This window comes from Streptomyces sp. AA1529 (genome assembly GCF_000280905.1).
GTDB lineage: Bacteria > Actinomycetota > Actinomycetes > Streptomycetales > Streptomycetaceae > Streptomyces.
Map to the genome: position 1 here is coordinate 90,366 of NZ_ALAP01000038.1, position 19,428 is coordinate 109,793.

At 74.0% G+C, this 19,428-nt stretch carries 17 protein-coding genes; 8 read left to right on the top strand and 9 right to left on the bottom strand.

Features of this window, described 5'->3' with window-relative positions:
• Positions 1–148 precede the first annotated feature (148 nt).
• The 4 genes from A949_RS0111775 to A949_RS0111790 form a co-directional block, all read right to left on the bottom strand.
• Positions 149–481, bottom strand: coding sequence for a DUF952 domain-containing protein (locus A949_RS0111775; RefSeq protein WP_019356213.1), 333 nt, complete (start codon positions 479–481; stop codon positions 149–151).
• Positions 482–565: 84 nt separating this feature from the next.
• Positions 566–769 (bottom strand): hypothetical protein, encoded by a 204-nt coding sequence (locus tag A949_RS0111780; protein ID WP_019356214.1) that lies wholly within the window; start codon positions 767–769, stop codon positions 566–568.
• A gap of 278 nt (positions 770–1,047) precedes the next feature.
• Positions 1,048–2,487 carry an NADP-dependent phosphogluconate dehydrogenase gene (gene gndA / locus A949_RS0111785; RefSeq protein ID WP_019356215.1) on the bottom strand — a complete coding sequence of 480 codons (1,440 nt, stop codon included), beginning with the start codon at positions 2,485–2,487 and terminating at the stop codon, positions 1,048–1,050.
• A gap of 148 nt (positions 2,488–2,635) precedes the next feature.
• The gene (locus A949_RS0111790) at positions 2,636–4,408 is read right to left on the bottom strand and encodes a bifunctional 3'-5' exonuclease/DNA polymerase (RefSeq protein WP_019356216.1); all 1,773 of its coding nucleotides are present in this window, start codon (positions 4,406–4,408) and stop codon (positions 2,636–2,638) included.
• A 180-nt stretch (positions 4,409–4,588) separates the two neighbouring features.
• On the opposite strand from A949_RS0111790, the gene A949_RS33175 reads away from it, so the two are divergent.
• Positions 4,589–5,245 carry a TetR/AcrR family transcriptional regulator gene (locus A949_RS33175; protein WP_019356217.1) on the top strand — a complete coding sequence of 219 codons (657 nt, stop codon included), beginning with the start codon at positions 4,589–4,591 and terminating at the stop codon, positions 5,243–5,245.
• 107 nt (positions 5,246–5,352) lie between these two features.
• A complete protein-coding gene (locus A949_RS0111800; RefSeq protein ID WP_019356218.1) occupies positions 5,353–5,628 on the top strand; it encodes a GlsB/YeaQ/YmgE family stress response membrane protein in 276 nt (91 codons plus the stop codon).
• A 218-nt stretch (positions 5,629–5,846) separates the two neighbouring features.
• On the opposite strand, the gene A949_RS0111805 is transcribed toward A949_RS0111800, so the two are convergent.
• Entirely contained in the window at positions 5,847–7,142 is a 1,296-nt protein-coding gene (locus tag A949_RS0111805; protein ID WP_019356219.1) for a glycoside hydrolase family 18 protein, read from the bottom strand.
• A gap of 361 nt (positions 7,143–7,503) precedes the next feature.
• On the opposite strand from A949_RS0111805, the gene A949_RS0111810 reads away from it, so the two are divergent.
• Complete coding sequence (locus tag A949_RS0111810; protein ID WP_019356220.1) at positions 7,504–8,679, top strand: acyl-CoA dehydrogenase; 1,176 nt, start codon at positions 7,504–7,506, stop codon at positions 8,677–8,679.
• A gap of 193 nt (positions 8,680–8,872) precedes the next feature.
• Here A949_RS0111810 and A949_RS0111815 read toward each other — a convergent pair whose 3' ends face one another.
• Entirely contained in the window at positions 8,873–9,562 is a 690-nt protein-coding gene (locus tag A949_RS0111815) for a hypothetical protein (RefSeq protein WP_019356221.1), read from the bottom strand.
• A gap of 568 nt (positions 9,563–10,130) precedes the next feature.
• Positions 10,131–10,580, bottom strand: a complete 450-nt coding sequence (locus A949_RS0111820; protein WP_237735803.1) for a hypothetical protein — start codon at positions 10,578–10,580, stop codon at positions 10,131–10,133.
• A 237-nt stretch (positions 10,581–10,817) separates the two neighbouring features.
• Between A949_RS0111820 and A949_RS0111825 the strand changes: the two genes are divergently transcribed.
• From A949_RS0111825 to fxsA, 5 genes are all read left to right on the top strand, one after another.
• On the top strand, positions 10,818–11,258 hold the full coding sequence (locus A949_RS0111825) for an Lrp/AsnC family transcriptional regulator (RefSeq protein ID WP_019356223.1): 441 nt from the start codon (positions 10,818–10,820) through the stop codon (positions 11,256–11,258).
• 141 nt (positions 11,259–11,399) lie between these two features.
• Positions 11,400–13,040, top strand: coding sequence for an amidohydrolase (locus tag A949_RS0111830; protein WP_019356224.1), 1,641 nt, complete (start codon positions 11,400–11,402; stop codon positions 13,038–13,040).
• Between the two features lie 603 nt (positions 13,041–13,643).
• A complete protein-coding gene (gene lnt / locus A949_RS0111835; RefSeq protein WP_019356225.1) occupies positions 13,644–15,473 on the top strand; it encodes an apolipoprotein N-acyltransferase in 1,830 nt (609 codons plus the stop codon).
• The gene (locus tag A949_RS0111840; RefSeq protein WP_019356226.1) at positions 15,470–16,273 is read left to right on the top strand and encodes a polyprenol monophosphomannose synthase; all 804 of its coding nucleotides are present in this window, start codon (positions 15,470–15,472) and stop codon (positions 16,271–16,273) included. The genes lnt and A949_RS0111840 overlap by 4 nt, the downstream gene beginning before the upstream one ends.
• 35 nt (positions 16,274–16,308) lie before the next feature.
• Positions 16,309–16,968, top strand: coding sequence for an FxsA family membrane protein (fxsA, locus tag A949_RS0111845; protein ID WP_019356227.1), 660 nt, complete (start codon positions 16,309–16,311; stop codon positions 16,966–16,968).
• A 239-nt stretch (positions 16,969–17,207) separates the two neighbouring features.
• On the opposite strand, the gene A949_RS0111850 is transcribed toward fxsA, so the two are convergent.
• Together A949_RS0111850 and A949_RS0111855 are read right to left on the bottom strand one after the other, a co-directional pair.
• Positions 17,208–17,594 carry an RNA polymerase-binding protein RbpA gene (locus A949_RS0111850; protein WP_026004568.1) on the bottom strand — a complete coding sequence of 129 codons (387 nt, stop codon included), beginning with the start codon at positions 17,592–17,594 and terminating at the stop codon, positions 17,208–17,210.
• Between the two features lie 307 nt (positions 17,595–17,901).
• Positions 17,902–19,296, bottom strand: coding sequence for an MFS transporter (locus A949_RS0111855; protein ID WP_019356229.1), 1,395 nt, complete (start codon positions 19,294–19,296; stop codon positions 17,902–17,904).
• Positions 19,297–19,428: the final 132 nt, after the last annotated feature.

A 19,428-nucleotide genomic window follows, 5' to 3' on the forward strand; every position in this document is an offset into this window, starting at 1 on the left:
ACTGCCACTCGGGGCGAGCTCCTGTCAGGAGCGCATCAAGGGTTTGGCCGGAAACGGTCCGTTGTCCGTGCGTTCACGTCCGCTATCCGGTGCCGTTCACCGGCAGGGCGCCGCGTCGCGCCGGTTCCTCCCGGGCCGTGCTGCCTCTTCAGGTCCCGCCGGTCCAGGGCTCGGTCGCCACGACCGCCGACACCGGAAGCGGCCCGTAGAGGTGCGGGAACTCCTCGCCGCCGGGCGCGGCCGGCTCGTGGCGGACGGGGGAGGAGAGCCGCTCGGTGTCGACGACGAGGACGACCAGCCGCTCCGGTGCCACCTGGTCGCCGTAGAGCGCGGCCGCCACGGCGGGGAGTTGGTGCCGCAGCGAGAGATGGATGAACCCGACCTCGCTCAGCGTCCGGCCGCGCGTGGACATCTCGTACGTCCCCCGGGCGCAGGCTTCGTCCCACAGAACCCGCTCGGTGATGTGCAGTACTTCAGCCATCCCCGCACGGTAGCCGCCGCCGCGCCCCGCGGGGGTCGGACGTGCGCCCGGCGGTCCGCACCCCCGGTGCCGGCCGCGACGGACTCAGTCGCGGAACGAACCGTCCGCGCGCCGCGCGTGCCGGGCCAGCAGGTGCCCGCACAGCGGGCAGTGGCGCCGCAGCGCCCGCTTGAGCACGTACCCGATGCCCGCCGTGCACACGTACACCAGGCCGACTCCCGCCGCCTGCAGCAGTTTTCCCAGTCCGGACCTGGTGCAGCTCGCGCAGTCCCGGCAGCCGGCAGCCATCGCGGATCCCTCGCCTTCGTTCCGTTCGGTGGTCTTGCCCGGAAGGACGCGAGCAGGGCCGCGCACAGGTGCCCCCGGTACCGTGCCGCGACGGTCCGGGGACGGCCCTGTGACAAGGGGGGGCCGAGATCCGGTCCGCCGCTGGAAGCGGCGCCAGACCTCCGGAAGTGGTACTCCGCGCCCGGCGGCGGCGACGGGATCCCGCCAGGCGCCCCGGGCCCGCATGCACCAGGGTCGACCGGGGCGTCCGGACTCTCCGGACCGGGGAGGGCGAGGGGTCAGGCTTCGACTTCGGAGCCGTCGCCGCCCCAGAGGGTGTGGAAGACGCCCTCGCGGTCGGTACGGCGGTAGGTGTGTGCCCCGAAGTAGTCGCGCTGCCCCTGGGTGAGTGCGGCCGGAAGGCGGTCGGCGCGCAGGGAGTCGTAGTAGGCCAGGGCGGAGGCGAAGCCCGGGATGGGGACGCCCTGAGTGGCGGCTGTGGCGACGACCGCCCGCCAGTCGTCCTGTGCGGCGGCGATCTCGGCTGCGAACCCCTCGTCGGTGAGCAGGCTGGGCAGTCCGGGCTGTGCGGCGTAGGCCCTGGTGATCCGGTCGAGGAAGGCGGCTCTGATGATGCAGCCGCCGCGCCAGATCGCGGCGACCTCTCCGAGGTCGATGTGCCAGCCGTACTGCTCGCTGCCGGCGGCGATCTCGTCGAAGCCCTGGGTGTAGGAGACGATCTTCGACGCGTACAGGGCCTGCTCGACGCGGTCGGTGAACGCGGTCGCCTCGCCCTCGCCGAGGGTGCGCGCGGCGGGTCCTGCCAGGTGGCGGGAGGCGGCGCGCAGGTCCGCGTGCCCGGAGACCGAGCGGGCGAAGACGGCCTCGGCGATGCCGGGTACCGGAACCCCCAGGTCGAGAGCGGTCTGCACGGTCCAGCGGCCGGTGCCCTTCTGCTCCGCGCGGTCGGCGACGACGTCGAGGAACGGCCGGCCGGTCTCCGCGTCGGTGTGGGTGAGCACCTGTGCGGTGATCTCGATCAGGTAGGAGTCCAGCCGCCCCTCGTTCCAGCGCCGGAAGATCTCGGCGATCTCGGCGGGGGACCGGCCCGCGACCTTCCGCAGCAGGTCGTACGCCTCCGCGATGAGTTGCATGTCGGCGTACTCGATACCGTTGTGCACCATCTTCACGAAGTGGCCCGCCCCGTCCGGCCCGATGTGCGCGGTGCACGGGGCGCCGTCCGGAGCCCGCGCCGCGATCCGCTCCAGCAGCGGGCCCAGCGCTTCCCAGGACTCGTCCGAGCCGCCCGGCATGATGCTGGGGCCCAGCAGGGCACCCTCCTCGCCGCCGGAGATGCCCGTGCCCACGAAGTGGAGGCCGCGCTCGCGCAGCGCGGCCTCCCGCCGGCGGGTGTCCTCGAAGTGCGCGTTCCCTCCGTCGACGAGGATGTCGCCGGGCTCCAGCAGTTCGGCGAACTCCTCCAGGACCGCGTCCGTCGGCTCGCCCGCCTTGACCATCACCACCAGGCAGCGGGGCCGCCGCAGGGCCGCCACGCACTCCCGCGCGGAGCCGGCCGGCACGAAGTCGCCCTCGTGGCCGAACGCGTCCATCAGCTCCCTGGTCCGTGCCTCGGTGCGGTTGTGCAGGGCGACCGTGAAGCCGTTCCGGGCGAAGTTGCGGGCGAGATTGCGCCCCATGACGGCCAATCCGGTGACACCGATCCGCGCCGACGCTGTCATGGTCACACCTTTCGGACGGGGAAACCTCCGCGGGCCGGGAGCGCCGGCCCGGGGTTCCCGCGCCGACCGGCCCGGCCGCCCCTCGATCGTCTCCCGACATGTGCCCCGGCGCTCGCTGCCGCGGCCCGCGCCGTCCGGTCCTGCCCCGTCATTTGGCGTCGGCGTAGCACTCCACCGCGGCGGTGGTGAACCCGAAGCGCACGGGAGTCGGCCCGAACGCGGCGACGCCGGCCTCCTCGGCGGCCTCCGCGATCGCCTCCCGGACCCGGGGCGCCTCCTCGGCGGGGCAGTGCACGATGACCTCGTCGTGCTGGAAGAACACCAGTTCGGCAGCGAGGGGAAGGAGTCTCCGGCGCAGCGCCGCGAGCATCAGTACCGCCCAGTCCGCCGCGCTGCCCTGGACCACGAAGTTCCGGGTGAAGCGGCCCCGGGCCCGTGCGGCGCCCGCCGCGCTCCCGGGAGCACCCTCGGGCGGCCCGGAGACCCCCGTGCCCGCCTCGGGGCCGGTGCCGCCCGCTTCCTCCTCTGCACCCTCCTCTCCGCCGCGGCCCACGGGCGGGGAGGTGCGGCCCAGATGGGTGCGGACGAGCCGGCCCTCCTCTCCGGCGCGGGCCGCGTCGTCCACATAGGAGACCGCGGCCGGGAACCGCTTCCGCAGCGCGGCGAGATGGCGCAGCCCGTCACCGCTGGTCTGGCCGTAGACCGCGCCCAGCACCGCGAGCTTGGCGCGGTCGCGGTCGCCCGCGAAGGCCCGCTGCGACAGCACCGTGTACAGGTCCTGCCCGCTGCTCGCCGCCGTCATCAGTCCCGGGTCCCGGGAGACGGCCGCGAGCACCCGCGGCTCCAGCTGGTCGGCGTCGGCCACCACCAGCAGATGCCCCGGATCGGCGACCACGGCGCGCCGCACCACCTTCGGGATCTGCAGCGCACCGCCCCCGTTGGTGGTCCAGCGGCCGGAGGCCGCGCCGCCGGGCACATACGCGGCGTGGAAGCGGCCGTCCCGCACCCAGGAGCGCAGCCAGCCCCAGCCGTGCGCGGTGTAGAGGCGGTACAGCTTCTTGTAGCGCAGCAGCGGCTCGACCGCCGGGTGGTCCACCTTCCGCAGCTCCCAGGCCCGTGTGGACCCCAGCCGGATCCCCGCGCGGGCGAACGCCTGGAGCACTTCCGCGGCCAGGTCGGGGCGCACCCGCTCGCCCGGGCCGAACGCCTGCGAGATCTCCTCCTCCAGCTCCACCAGCCGCCTCGGCAGCCCGTTGCCCGCGTACCGCTCGCCCAGCAGCTCCGCCAGCAGCTCCCGGTGGATCTCCGCGCTCCAGGGCAGCCCCGCCCGTGTCATCTCCCCGGCCACCAGCGTCCCGGCGGACTCCCCGGCCAGCAGGAGCCGCATCCGGTCCGGATGCTGCGCCCGCGCGGTGCGGTCCAGCTGTGCCGCGTACACCTCCAGCAGCGCCTCCAGCGGATCCACGCCGTCCGGCAGCGGTACCGGGCCCGTCTCGAACAGCGACGGCGGGACGTCGGACTCCAGGTGCTCCGGGGGCCGGTCCGGGGGCACCGGACGTCCGTGCAGCCGGGCCCACGCGGCGGGCAGCGAACGGGGATCGCCCGCGCGGCCCTCGTGCCCGAGCAGCAGCGCCTCGGCCGTCTCCACGTCATAGCACCGCGCCACCCGCACCCCGGCGGCCAGCAGCTCCGACTGCACCTGCGGGGTGGCCCGCCACACCCACCGGGCCACCTCCGGGCGGGCCCGCACGGCAGCCGCCGCCGACTCCTCCGTGCGCGCGGCACCCGCCGCCCGGCCGCGCGCGTCCAGCGGGCACACCCGCACCCGGGTGCCGCCCGCCGGTGCCAGCGCCCATCTGCCGCGGTCCGGTGCCTCCCGCGTGCGGTGCCCGTCTCCCGTGCCCCCCGTCCTGTCGTCCATGCCGGGAGTCTCCCAGCCGCCTCCGACAATGCCGCCGGACCGTGTCGGCCGCCGTCCGCGCACGAGCGGCGGGGGCAGCCGCGGTGCGGGTGCCCCCGCTCGGCGAAAACCGGCGGCGGAAGCAGGTGAGGGAGTGTCATACTCCCGCCATGCCAACCCACTTGGAGAAACGGGCGCTCGGTGGCTGACGTCCGGGCGCACGAGGCGCGCCGGCTCCCCGGCCCCCGCGGTACCGAGCGCTCCCAGGCGCGTCGCGCCGAGTTGCTGGCGACGGGGCGCACCCTCTTCGCCGACACGTCCTACGACGCCCTGTCCATGGACGACATCGCGCACAGCGCGGGCGTGGCCAAGGGGCTGGTCTACTACTACTTCACCAGCAAACGCGGCTACTACCTCGCCGTCGTCGAGGACGCCGCAGCCGAACTGGTGCTCCGCGCGACCAGCTGCCGCGACCTGCCCCGCGCCGAACGCGCCCGGCGCACCATCGAGGGCTGTCTGCGCTACGCCCAGCAGAACCAGGCCGCGTACCGCACGGTCGTCACCGGGGGAGTGGGCCACGACGCGCAGGTGCTGGAGATCCGCGACCGGGTGCGCGAGCAGTTGCTGGGCGTGATCGCCGAGGGCTCCTGGGGCCGCACCCGCCTCCGGCCGCTCGCCCGAGCCGCCCTGGTGGGGTGGCTCTCCTCGGTGGAGGGCGCCACCCTGGACTGGCTCGCGCGCGGGCAGGAGCTCTCCTCCGAGGCGCTGTGCGAGCTGCTCTCCCGCACGCTGCGGGCCACGCTGGAGACCGTCGCGCGGCTCGAAGGCACGGTGCCCCCCGGCGCCGACCGCCGGTAGCCGCTGCCCGCGCGGCCGGCGGCCGCTGCCGTGCCGGGCTCCGCATGATCCGCGCGGTTCCGGGACACTCGTTCCACCAGGAGTGTCCTCGGGTCCGGGAGGCGGCCATGGCCATATCCGCAATCATCAGTGCGCTCGTCGTCGGCGTCGTCATCGGCGCGCTCGGTCGGCTGGTGCTGCCGGGCAGGCAGCGGATCGGCCTGCTGTGGACGGTGGTGGTGGGCATCGCCGCCGCGTTCGTCGGCACCGGAATCGCCAGCGGTCTGGGTGTCGCCGACACCCGCGGATTCGACTGGATCGAGCTGCTCATCCAGGTCGCCCTCGCCGCGGTCGGCGTCGGTGCGCTGGACCGGGCGCGCGCCGGCAGACGCGTGCAGCGCTAGAGAGCCCCGCAGCGCCGTCCGCGGCCCCGGAGCGGTCCGGGGCCGCGGACGGCGGGTGCGACCAGGAGCCCGGCGGTGGTCCGCCACCGGCGCCGTCGCCCGGGTGCTCGGCGACCGCTGCCGGGCTGCCGGCCGAGGCCAGGAGCCCCGCGGTGGTGCGCCGCGGGGCCCCTGGTGCTCTGCCGGGCGCGTCGTACGCGCCACCGGACGGCTGCGCGCTACCGGATGGCCTTGATCAGCTCTCCGTTCGCGGTGTCGCCGCTCAGCTCCCAGAAGAAGGAGCCGGCGAGACCCTGCTGCGCGGCCCAGTCGCCCTTGGCGCCGATCGTCTGCGGGGTGTCGTAGCTCCACCACTGGTTGCCGCAGTGGGCGTAGGCGGTACCGCCGACGGTGCCGGTGGTCGGGCACTTGCTCTTGAGGACCTTGTAGTCCTCGATGCCCTGCTCATAGGTGCCGGGGGCCGGGCCGGTCGCCGTGCCGCCGGGCTCCGACTGCGTCACCCCGGTCCAGCCGCGGCCGTAGAAGCCGAGGCCGTACAGCAGCTTGCTGCCGGGTATGCCCATGCCCTTGAGCTTGGCGATGGTGGCCTGGGTGTTGAAGCCCTCCTTGGGGATGCCCGAGTAGGAGCTCAGCGGCGAGTGCGGTGCCGTGGGGCCCTTCGCGTCCCAGGCGCCGAAGTAGTCGTAGGTCATCGGCATGTACCAGTCGACGTACTGGGCGGCCGTCTTGTAGTCCGTGGCCTCCAGCTTGCCGCCGGGGGAGGCGTCGGCGGTGATGGCGGCGGTCACCAGCTTGTCGCCGAACTTGGCGCGCAGCGCCTTCATCAGGTTCGCGAAGGCATTCCGGCCGCTGGTGTCGCAGCTCAGTCCGCAGGCGTTGGGGTACTCCCAGTCGATGTCGATGCCGTCGAAGAGCCCCTTCCAGCGTGAGTCGTTGAGCAGGTTGTAGCAGGACTCGGCGAAGGCTGCCGGGTTCTGGGCCGCCTGGCCGAAGCCGCCGGACCAGGTCCAGCCGCCGAACGACCACAGCACCTTCAGGTCCGGGTGCTTCTGCTTGAGCTTCAGCAGCTGGTTGAAGTTGCCGCGCAGCGGCTGGTCCCAGGTGTCGGCCTTGCCGTCGACGCTCTGGGCGGCGGTGTAGGACTTCTCGTAGTCGGCGTAGCTGTCGCCGACGGTGCACTTGCCGCCCTGGACGTTGCCGAAGGCGTAGTTGATGTGCGTGAGCTTGTCCGCCGAGCCCGAGGTCTCGATGTTCTTGACGTGGTAATTGCGCTGATAGACGCCCCAGTTGGTGAAGTACCCGACCGTCTTTCCACCGGCTGCCGACGGCGCCGCGACGGAACCCTGGCGGTTCGCGTCCACCGTCGGACGGGGACCGGCGGAGGCCGTGGCCGAGAGCAGCGTCGTGGTCAGCAGGGCCGCGCACAGGGCACCCAGGAAGGCGATGAGTCCGCGGCGGCGGGAGGGGCGGGAGTGTTTGGTGCGTGGGGAGTGCTGGCTGTCCGATCCGAGCATGGTCACCTCGCGTGTGGGGTGCGGAGGGTGTGGGGGGTGGCACCGGTCGTACGTTCCGGGAATGTAGATGGACTAGACCAGTCAGTCAATGGTTCGGACCAATTCCGGTGCCCGGGGCCGCGCCCGGCGCCCCCTTCGCGCTCACCGGGCGGTTCACACCCCTACGCCGGTGACGTGCGGCGCTCGATCGGGCATACTCCAACTCGCCGCAGCCGCTGGTCAGCCACCCTCGCGACCCGACGGTGCAGTATCACGGCAGGGGCAGCGGCACCCCCGGTCCGCCAGCGGGCCGGTGTCCCTCGGCGACCCGCCACACCCCGGCGTCGGTCGCCGCGATTCCTGACCCGAAGGAGAGCGCGTCATGCCCAAGGACGGTCCACAGCCGGTGGAACGTGAACTGCCCACGGACGAGTCACGCGACCTGCTGGGCCTCGTCCGCGACCTGGTGCAGCGGGAGATCAAGCCCGTCGCCGCGGAGCAGGAGGCCGCGGGCGTCTTCCCCCGCGAGACCTTCCGGCTGCTCTCCGAGGCGGGACTCCTGGGCCTGCCCCACCCCGAGGAGTACGGCGGCGGGAGCCAGCCGTACCAGGTCTACCTCCAGGTCCTCGAGGAACTCGCCGCCGCACGTCTCACCGTGGGGCTCGGCACCAGCGTGCACTCGCTCTCCTGCCACGGCCTGGCGCACTTCGGCAGCAAGGAGCAGCGCACCGAGTGGCTGCCCGACATGCTCGGCGGCGGTCTGCTGGGCGCCTACTGCCTCTCCGAACCGTCCTCCGGCTCGGACGCCGCCGCGCTGCGCACCCGGGCCGTCCGCGACGGTGACGACTGGGTGCTCAACGGCACCAAGGCCTGGATCACCCACGGCGGCGTCGCCGACTTCTACACCGTGCTCGCCCGGACCGGCGCCGAGGGGGCGGGCGGTATCACCGCCTTCCTCGTCCCCGCCGACGCCCAGGGGCTGAACGCGGCGGCACCCGAGCACAAGATGGGGCTGAACGGCTCTCCCACGGCACAGGTCCACTTCGACGAGGTGCGCGTCCCCGACACCCGCCGGCTCGGCGACGAGGGCCAGGGCTTCGCGGTCGCCCTCTCCTCCCTCGACTCGGGCCGCCTGGGGATCGCGGCCTGCGCCGTCGGCGTCGCCCAGGCCGCGCTCGACGAGGCGCTGGCCTACACGGCGGAACGCGAGCAGTTCGGCCGCCCGCTCGCGGACTTCCAGGGGCTGCGCTTCATGCTCGCCGACATGGCGACCCGGATCGAGGCCGGGCGCGCCCTCTACCTGGCGGCGGCCCGGCGGCGGGACGCGGGGCAGCCGTTCGCCCGGCAGGCGGCGATGGCCAAGCTGTTCTGCACGGACGCCGCCATGGCAGTCACCACCGACGCGGTGCAACTCCTCGGCGGGTACGGCTACACCACGGACTTCCCCGCCGAGCGGTACATGCGCGAGGCCAAGGTCCTCCAGATCGTGGAGGGCACCAACCAGATCCAGCGCATGGTCATCGCCCGGCACGTGGCGGGCCCGGAACGCAGGAGCTGAGCGGGACCGGCCCGGCGCGGGGGCCGCGCGCGGAAGACCGGTACCCCGGCCTTCCGCCCCGCTCCGGCCCCCGGACCCGGAACGTGTTGCTTCCGGCTCCGGGGCGAACGGGGCGTCACCCGCGGACCGGTCACCGACGGCGGCGGTCGCCGGGCACCTCCGCCGGGCCGACCGCCGCCGGGTGCGGTGCTCCTCATCCGCGCGCCGCGTCCCAGACGTCCTCGGCGACGTCCTTGCCGAGCGCGACCCGCACCAGCCCGGCGGCCAGCGGCGCCAGCTCGTCCTCCCGCACCAGGCCGGCCAGCTCCTCGGCGGACGCCGGCAGTCCCAGCCGCTCCGCGCCCTGCAGCGCCTTCTGGTCCAGCCAGGGCCGGTACTCGGGCCACACCGCCTGGGCCTCGCGCAGGAAGATCGACACCCCCAGCGGGCCGATGCCGGGGACCTCGCGCAGCGCGGCGGCGACGTCGCCGCTCCGCCGCATCCTGCGCAGATCGCCGCCCCAGCGGTCCAGCAGCAGTTCCGCCCCCCGGCCGAGCTGGGTGGCGGTGCGCTCGTCGTAGCGCCGGTAGCCGCCCTCGCCGAGTGCGTCGACCCGCTGCTGCCAGCCGGCGTCCGCCATCCGCCGCGGGTCCCGCATCCCGGCCCGCGACAGCGCCCGCGCGGCGGCCACCGCGATGTCCGCGCGGATGCGGGCGCTCAGCAGCAGGGAGAGCACGAGTAGACGGTAGAGCGGCTGCGGAGTGTCACGCAGTGTGATACCGGCGTCTTCCGCGTAGGTGGTGCCGTGCCGTCGCAGCAGCTCCCGCACCACGGCCTGCTGCTGGGCCCGTTCGCTGCGCGGGGTGGTCGCGGCTGTCCTGCTCTTTGTGCGCGTGTTCGCCATGATGCCTCCTCGGCCCCCCGAGGTTCCCAGCCGTGCGGGATCCACGCCGGGCCCGTGCGGGGCGCCGGTGCGGGCCCGGGCCGCACGTGTGGGTACGGAACACGACCGGGGTGCTGCGGCCGGGGGCAGCGCGTCGCAGCGTCCCGCTGCGTCGTCCTCCCGCACGGTGGGACGACCCGCCGCGTCAGGGGTCGGGCCGCACCGGACGGCCCCCTCGGCGGAGGGGAGCGGTGGGGAGGGCCGTGGCCCGGGCGGTACCGGTACGGCGGCCGCGGGCCGTGCGCCGGACGTGTCGTGCGCAGGCGTGCCGCTCCGGCGCGGAGATGCCCGCCGGCTCTGCGGCGCGGTCTGCGGCTCCGATGCGGGGCGACGCCGGACGGCAGTCGAACGGCACCGCCGGCCGGGCGTGTTCGCGTCCGGCGGCGACGGCGGCCGGACGCGGGCTCGACGGGTGAGGTGCGGACGACCGGCGCGGGCCCGGCCGTTCAGCGGGGAGTCGGCGCCCCGGCGGCGGGGGCTGCCGGCGTGTGCCGGGCCGCCCCGCTCCGTGCCTCCGTGGGCCGGCCGGTCACTCGGCGCCGACCGGAACCGGCCGGCGGTCCGGGCGCCCCGCGTGCGAGAAGGGCTGGGTGCGCCAGTCCAATCCCTCGGGAAGCGTGAGCAGTTCGCTGACCGCGCGGCCGCGGGTCTCGCTGTCCCAGGGGGCGGCCTCGCCCACCGGGCGGCCGGATCCCTGGCACACCGTCAGGCCGAACGGGTCCCAGGGGGAGGCGCACAGCCCGTGCCGCGGCAGCTTCTCCTCCTGCGCGAACACCGCGATCGCCTGGCGGCATTCGGGGCACTTGACGCGGAGACCTTCGTACATCTCGTCCTCGGCGACCGGTCCGGACGGGTCGGTGGGGGTGTCGGGGCCGTCCGGGGAAGCGGCCGCTGCGGTCGGTCGCGCCTCGTCCCGGTGCGCCTCGCTCCGGAGAGCGCTTCGCGGGCGGGCGGACTGGGCGGATTTCGTCGTGCGCATGTGATCCCCCTTGATGGAACGGCCGGGCGACTGGGCTCCGGCCACAGCAAGCACTTCCCGTCGTGCCACGCGCATAATCACTCTGCACGGGAGCACGCGGATGCATAAGTGTGGCCTTGGTCACATACTTAGCATTCGGGGATTCGCCGCGGTGTCCACCGGGCCCGGTGCGCCGTATGCGGGCGCCGGAGCTTTTTCCGCTGCGGCGGGCGCGCGAGGGCAGTACGGTGATCCGCTGTGGAGGAACTCGACCGACAGATCGTGGAACTGCTCGTCAAGGACGGGCGGATGAGCTACACCGACCTGGGCAAGGCCACCGGCCTGTCCACCTCGGCCGTGCACCAACGGGTGCGCCGGCTCGAACAGCGCGGCGTCATCCGCGGCTATGCCGCGCTGGTGGACTCCGAGGCGGTCGGCCTGCCGATGACGGCGTTCATCTCGGTCAAACCCTTCGACCCCAGCGCCCCCGACGACATCGCGGACCGGCTCGCGGACGTGCCCGAGATCGAGGCGTGCCACAGCGTGGCGGGGGACGAGAACTACATCCTCAAGGTGCGCGTGGCCACGCCGATCGAGCTGGAACACCTGCTGGCCAGGATCCGGAGCCTGGCGGGCGTCTCCACCCGCACCACCGTCGTGCTGTCCACCCCCTACGAGGCGCGTCCGCCCCGCATCTGAACCGCCCCCGGGCCCGGAATCCCCCGAGGGCGGCCGGGTCCGGGACCCCTGGCGGGAGGCGGCCCCCATGCGGCGGGCGCCCGGGAGGCGCTCCCGGCCCCCGCGCGCCGGGCAGCCGCCGCGAAGCGGGAGACTGTCCCCATGACCGAGCGCACGACCCCTTCCCGGCCCCGTACCGTCCTGCTGCGCGAGGGCGAGGTGCACAGCCCCGCCGACCCGTTCGCGACCGCGATGGTCGTCGAGGGCGACCGCATCGCCTGGGTCGGCTCGGAAGGGGCCGCCGACTCGTTCGCCGAGGGCGTCGACGAGGTGGTGCACCTCGACGGCGCACTGGTCACCCCGGCCTTCACCGACGCGCACGTGCACACCACCGCGACCGGTCTCGCGCTGACCGGGCTCGACCTGTCGGGAGCGCCCACGCTGGCCGACGCGCTGGCCCGGGTGCGCGCGTACGCGCGGGCGCGGCCGGACGACCGGGTGCTGCTGGGCACCGGCTGGGACGCGCACGCCTGGCCCGAGCAGCGCCACCCGCGCCGTGCCGAGCTCGACGAGGCGAGCGGCGGGCGTCCGCTGTACCTGACCCGGGTCGACGTGCACTCCGCACTCGCCAGCACGGCCATGCTGGACCTGGTTCCCGGCATCACCACCCGCGAGGGCTACCGGCCCGACGCCCCGCTGACCGGTGCCGCGCACCATGCCGTGCGGGAGGCGGCGCACGGCACGCTCACCGCCCGGCAGCGCACCGAGGCCCAGCGCGCGGCCCGCGCCCGCGCCGCGTCCCTCGGCATCGGTTCGCTGCACGAGTGCGCGGGCCCGGACATCTCCGGCGAGGAGGATCTGCGCGGGCTGCTCGCGCTGGCCGCCGAGGAACCCGGTCCCCGCGTACACGGATACTGGGCCGAACTCGTCACTTCGGCAAAGGAGGCCGCCCGCGTCCGGGAGCTCGGCGCGATCGGTGCCGCGGGCGACCTGTTCGCCGACGGGTCCCTGGGCTCGCACACGGCGCACCTGTGCGCCCCCTACGCGGACGCGCCGGACACCCGCGGCAGCGCCCTGCTGGACGCCGAAGCGGTGGCGGTCCACGTCGCCGCCTGCACCGAGGCGGGGATCCAGGCCGGGTTCCACGCCATCGGGGACGCCGCCGTCCAGGCCGTCACCGACGGGGTGCGGCGGGCCGCCGAGCAGGTCGGCATCGCCCGGGTCCGCGCGGCCCGGCACCGCGTCGAGCACGCCGAGATGCTCACCGCCCGCACCATCGCGGACTTCGCGGACCTCGCGCTCACCGCCTCGGTGCAGCCCGGGTTCGACGCGGCCTGGGGCGGCGCGGACGGAATGTACGCGCGCCGTCTGGGGGCCGAGCGCGCCGCCACGCTCAACCCCTACGCGGCGCTGCTGCGGGCCGGGGTCCCGCTCGCGCTCGGCTCCGACAGCCCGGTCACCCCGCTCGGGCCCTGGGAGGCCGTCCGCGCCGCGGCCTTCCACCGCACCCACGACCACCGGATCTCCGTCCGCGGCGCCTTCACCGCGCACACCCGCGGCGGCTGGCGGGCGCTCGGCACGGACGACGCCGGTGTGCTCGTCCCGGGCGCCCCCGCGGACTACGCGCTCTGGCGCACCGGTCCGCTGGTCGTCCAGGCTCCCGACACCCGCGTCGCGAACTGGTCCACCGACCCGCGCTCCGGTACGCCGGGACTGCCCGACCTGACGCCGGGCGGTCAAGTCCCCGTCTGCCTGCGGACGGTGGTGGGCGGACGCGAGGTCCACGCACGGCCGGACGAGTGACATAGGGAAGGGCGATACGGCCGAACGAGACCCCCTCCGCCGGTCACCGGGACGCCGTTGCCTCCGCACTGACCTGGGATTTCACCGAAACACCCCAGGTAACTCGGCTGTTGACAATGATTGCCCGGAGCCCGGTAGGTTCGGCGGCGTCCACCACAGGACGTCCGACCGGGGAGCTTCCGCGCTGTCGTCGAACGCCGCTGGGCCACGGGGTGGTGTACCGCACCGGCGCACCACCACTGCGAGCCAGGTCCAGCGCCCGCGGCACGGGGACAGATGGTTTCCGCCGGTCGGCGGGTGTGACCCGGGACGGGGCCCGGACGCTCAGTAGACAACGGCTTTCGGACGATCCGCAGCCAGCGGGTCCCAGGTCGGCCCGAAGGGCACCGGGCCCCGATCCGCAGACAGCGCCCCGAACCGGGGCGCGCCCGCCCGCCGGTGACGCTCCGCGACGCGGCGGCTACCGTCCCGTGCTCCTCCTGGCCGCCCGCAGCCGCGTTCTCCTGCTTTTCCGCCGCTTTACGGTCCCGCGCCCCGCGCAGCCCCCCGCGCGTTGTACCGTCACCACACACCACCGCACGACCTGCTAGGAAGGCCGCGACCTTGGCATCGGGCCCCGACACCACCTCCGCCTCCGCCCCGGACGGCTCCCGGGAGCGGAAGGCGGCACCCGCCGCGCAGCCCGGCGCCCCGGAGGGGCCCACGCGCGCGAGCAGCGCCGACACGGGCAGTGACGTTCCGCCCGACGTCTCCGAGCCCCCCGGGACCAGGGCGCCCCGTCCGGGCCGGATGCGCCGGCTGGCCGCGCTCGCGCGGCGCGAGGCCGGCCGGTCCGCGCTGGCCGCACTCGGCGGTGTCGCCCTGGCGTTCGCCTTCCCGCCCTACGGGCTCTGGCCGCTCTCGCTGTTGGCCGTCGCCGCGCTCAGCCTGCTCACCCGCGGCCGGACCGGCCGCCAGGGCGCCTGGCTCGGATTCGCGTTCGGCTGGCCCTTCTTCATCGTGCTGCTCAAGTGGCTGCACGTCGTCGGCTGGGACGCGGTCATCGGACTCGCCTTTCTGCAGAGCCTGTTCGTGCTCGGGCTCGGAGCCGGGCTGGCGGTCACCGCGCGGCTGCCGCTGTGGCCCCTGTGGGGCGCCTGCCTGTGGCTGACCGAGGAATTCCTGCGCGACCGGCTGCCGTTCGGCGGCTTCTCCTGGGGGCGGCTGGCCTTCGCCAACACCGATTCCCCCTACACCCCGCTGGCCGCGCTCGGCGGAGCCCCGCTGGTGTCCTTCGCGGTGGCCCTCACCGGCACCCTGCTGGCCGCCGCCGCGCTGCGGGGCCTGCGACTGCGGTCCGCCGCGGCCCGTACCGGCCGCGCCTACGCCACCTGCGCCGGCGCGCTCGTGCTCGCCGGCGCCGCCACCGTCGCCGGTCTCGCGGTACCGGTGCCGACGAAGGCGGCCGACACCGTACGGGTCGCCGTCGTGCAGGGGAACGTGCAGCAGCCCGGCATGCACTTCCTGGGCCGCCCGATGCAGATCCTCAACAACCACGCCGAGGCCACCCTCGACCTGGCGAAGCGGATCGAGCAGGGCAAGGAGCCCCGGCCCGACCTGGTCATCTGGCCGGAGAACTCCTCCGACCTGGACCCCTACAAGTACCCGGAGGCGGGCGACCGCATCGACCGGGCGGTCAAGGCCGTCGGCGTCCCCGTGCTGGTCGGTGCCCTGGTCGACCACCCGACCAAGGAGGGCTACGTCGAGAACCAGGGCATCGTCTGGGACCCGGAGAAGGGGCCCGGCGCGTCCTACACCAAGCAGCACCCGGTCCCCTTCGGCGAGTACGTGCCCTTCCGCGACCAGCTGAGCAAGGTCATCACCCGGCTCCAGCAGGTGCCCCGCGACTTCTACCCGGGCGACCACACCGGTGTCCTGCAGACCGGTCCCGCGCGCCTCGGCGATGTGATCTGCTTCGAGGTCGCCTACGACGAGATCCCCAGGGACACCGTCAAGGACGGGGCCCGCGCGCTCGTCGTCCAGACCAACAACGCCACCTACGGCCGGACCGGGCAGCCCGAGCAGCAGCTGGCGATGTCCAGGCTGCGTGCCGTCGAGCACGGCCGTGCCGTGGTCACCGCGGCGACCAGCGGCATCAGCGCCATCGTCGCGCCGGACGGCACCGTCCAGCAGCGTACGGAGGAGTTCACCCAGGACGTGCTCACCGGGGAGCTCCCGCTGCGCGACGAGATCACCCTCGCCGACCGCGTCGGTGCCGCTCCCGAATGGGCGATCGCTATCGTGGGCGTGCTCGCCTGCGCCGGGGCGTGGATCCTGGGCCGCAGACGGAGCGGCACCGGTGCCCGGACCCGTACCGCGCCGGACACGGCCGGTGCCGGGGACGGCACCGACAGGCAGGACCGACAGGCTCAAGCGGAGGGGCAGCACCAGTGACGGACGGCGGACGACGGCGGTACGGCCCGCTGGGAACGGCCCTGGTCATCATCCCGACCTACGACGAGGCCGACAACATCCGGCCCGTCGTCTCCCGGGTGCGCGAGGCGGTGCCCGAGGCGCACGTCCTCGTCGCGGACGACAACAGCCCCGACGGCACCGGGAAGATCGCCGACGAGCTGGCGGCCGAGGACGGCCACGTCCACGTCCTGCACCGCAAGGGCAAGGAAGGACTCGGCGCGGCCTATCTGGCGGGCTTCCGCTGGGGCATCGACAACGGCTACGGCGTCCTGATCGAGATGGACGCGGACGGCTCCCACCCGCCCGAGGAACTGCCCCGGCTGCTGACCGCGCTGGGCGGCGCCGACCTGGTGATCGGCTCCCGCTGGGTGCCCGGCGGCCGGATCGTCAACTGGCCCAAGTCCCGGGAGTTCCTCTCCCGCGGCGCCAGCACCTACTCGCGGCTGCTCCTGGACGTCGACGTACGGGATGTGACGGCGGGCTTCCGGGCCTTCCGCAAGGAGACCCTGGAGGGCATCGGCCTGGACTCCATCGCCTCCCAGGGCTACTGCTTCCAGGTCGACCTCACCCGCCGCACGGTGCACGCCGGCTACCACGTGGTGGAGGTCCCGATCACCTTCGTCGAGCGCGAGCGCGGCGACTCCAAGATGAGCCGGGACATCATGGCCGAGGCGCTCTGGCGGATCGCCGTCTGGGGGGTCGAGGGACGGGTCAGGAAGGTCCTCGGCCGCGCGGAGCACCGCAAGGACGGCGGCGGGGACGGCCGCCCGCCGAGCTGATCCCGGGCCTACGCGGTAGCAGGCACACTGGAGGCATGACGACGCGCGCACCCTTCCCCCACGGACTTCCGCAGGAACCGGGCGGCCCGGGTACCGGGACGCGCTCCGAGGGAGACTCCCCGCCCCGGCGGAACCGGCCCAGGGGCCGCACTCTGCTGCCGCTGGCGGTCGCGCTGTGGGCGGTACTGGAGATCTGGCTGCTGACTCTGCTCGGCCAGGCCGCCGGCGGGTTCACGGTCTTCCTGGTGCTGGCCGGCGGCTTCGTGCTCGGCGCCGCGGTGATCAAGCGAGCCGGGCGCCGCGCCTGGCGCAATCTCGCCGAGACGGTCCAGCGCGCCCAGGAGCAGGCCCGCACCGGAGCCGGGTCCTCCGGCGAGGACGCCGCGGAGAGCCGCGGCGGCAACGGGACGGCCATGCTGGGCGGGCTGCTGCTGATGATTCCCGGGCTGCTCTCGGACGCGGTCGGGCTGCTGCTGGCACTCCCGCCGACGGGGAGGCTGCTGCGCGGCGCGGTGCAGCGCTCCCTGGACCGCCGCAGCGGCTTTGCGCCGGGCACCCTGGGCGACGCCTACCAGCAGGCGCGCACGGCCGAGCAGCAGGTGCGGATGCACCGCCCGGACGGCAAGGTCGTCCCGGGCGAGGTCGTCCGCGACGACGAGCCACAGGAGCGCGAAGGCGGGCAGAGCGGAAGCTGAGCGCCGCCCGCGCGCCCCGTTCGCCGGACAACCGTTCGCCAGGCATGCGCCGGTGCCCGCGTGGCCCGTGGGAGCGCGCAGGAGTCCCGGGGCGTGCGGGAAGCCGCTCGGACGCCCGGGACGGCCCGGCCGTCCCGGGGACTCTCCCGGTGAACGCGCAAGAGGGCCCCGGTCACGCTGTGAAATGCGTGGCCGGGGCCCTCCTGCTGCGCTCCGGAACTCTCAGGAGCGCAGGATCGTCAGGCGGACTTGCGCTTGTTCCCGCCGTCGTCGCGGGGGTGCACCGCGAGGTTCATGGTGCCGGAGCGCAGCACGGCGAGCCGCTCGGCGAGGACTTCCTCGAGCTCCTCACGGGTACGCCGCTCCATGAGCATGTCCCAGTGCGTGCGCGCGGGCTTGCCCTTCTTCTCCTCCGGCCCCTCGCCGTCCACCAGGAGCGCCTGTGCACCGCACACCTTGCACTCCCACTCGGACGGAATCTCGGCCTCTACCGAGAACGGCATCTCGAAACGATGTCCGTTCTCGCATGCGTACTCCACGGCCTGGCGCGGGGCCAGGTCGATGCCGCGGTCGGTCTCGTAGCTGGTCACCACGAGTCGCGTGCCGCGGAGAGCTCGCTCACTCATGAATTCGTGCCTCCCGGGCTGGTCGCCCACAGGACAGGTGTCGCTGTCGTCGTCATCCGGTCAACGTCCGGCTGCCGGTGAAGATTCCCGCAATCGGGAGATCACCCACCTTTCCGCACTTCCAACCTGACGGAAGGCTGCGCGCCGCTGCTTCGTGCCGCCGCTTCGTTGATCTGCGGTACCCGCCGGTGACCGGTTTGTCACAATTGATAGAGAATGTCACCCACTGTTCGCATCTCTTCGGCGTGCAGTGACCGTCCATCCCGGTGGGCCAAAGGCGTACACTACCGGTCCGGCACCCGCACGTCTAAATCCGGTCCGGAGCGACGTTGCCCACTGCCGCCGCCGCTCGCTGTACGGGTACCCGCAGCAGCAGTACGAAACCGAGCGCGAAGAAGACCACCAGCGACAGGATCGCGTTCCGGTAGTCCCCCGAGAGCTGGTATGTCAGTCCGAACACCAGCGGTCCCAGCCAACTGGTGCCGCGGTCGCTGATCTCGTACAGCGCGAAGTACTCCGCCTCCTTGCCGGCCGGCACGAGATGCGAGAAGAGCGAGCGGGACAGCGCCTGGCTGCCGCCCAGCACCAGGCCGATGCCCGCCGCCAGCGCGTAGAACCACAGCGGATCCTCCCGCGGCAGGAAGTACCCTCCGCCCACGGTCGCGGTCCACGCCACCAGTGACCCCAGGATCGTGCGCTTGGCTCCGTAGCGGGCGGCGAGCCGGCCCAGCAGCAGTGCGCCCGCCACCGCCAGGACCTGCACCAGCAGGATGGCGCCGATCAGCGTCGTCTGGTCCAGGCCCAGCGCCTCCGAGCCGTAGACCGACGCCTGGGTGATCACGGTCTGGATGCCGTCGTTGTAGAGCAGGTAGGCCAGCAGGAACAGCAGCGTGAGCGGATGGCGGCGCAACTGGCGGAACGTTCCGGCCAACTGGCGGAACCCCTGCCCGGGACCGGTGCGCCCGGCGCCCGCCGCCGGGTGCGCCGCCGGGCGCTCCCGCAGCCGCAGCAGCGGTACGACCGTGAAGACGGCCCACCACACACCGGCCGAGGACAGGCAGATCCGCACCGCCGTCGACTCCGCGACACCGAGCGACTCGTGCCCCAGGAACAGCCCGAGGTTCGCGACCAGGACCAGTGCGCCCGACCCGTAGCCGAAGGCCCAGCCGCGCGAGGAGACCGCGTCGCGCTCCTCGGGTGGGGCTATCTGCGGCAGGAAGGCGTGGTAGAGCACGATGGAGACCGCGTAGCTGACGTTCGCCACCACCAGCAGCACGCCGCCCAGCAGATAGCGGTCGCCGTCCAGGAAGTACATCCCGGTGGTCGCCCCGGCTCCCAGATAGGCCGCGGCGCCCAGCAGCGGCTTCTTGCGCCCCGTGCGGTCGGCGAAGGCCGCCGCCAGCGGCATCACCAGCACCGACAGCAGCACGGAGGCCGAGACCGCGTAGGGGAAGAAGGCGCCCGCCCGCACCGGGATGCCCAGCGGATGCACATAACCGTCCGCGTCCGCGGCGGCCTCGGTGACCGAGGTCAGATACGGGCCGAGGAAGACGGTCAGCACACTGGTGGAGAAGACGGAGTTCGCCCAGTCGTAGAAGTACCAGCCGCGCTGCTCGCGGCGGCGCTCCCGGAGCGGGGTCCGGTTCCCGGATCCCGCCCCCTCCTGCGGCGCCCGCGGCGCGTCCGGTGCGGCCGTTCCCATCCCCGTTCCTCCCCGTCGGCCCGCTGTGCGGTTCGTGACCGGCCGGGAGTCGAACGCCCGCACGGCCGGTGCCGGGAGACTACAGTCCGCCGTCGGCGGCCCGTTGTGCCGCCGGGCACGGACGCGGGCCGT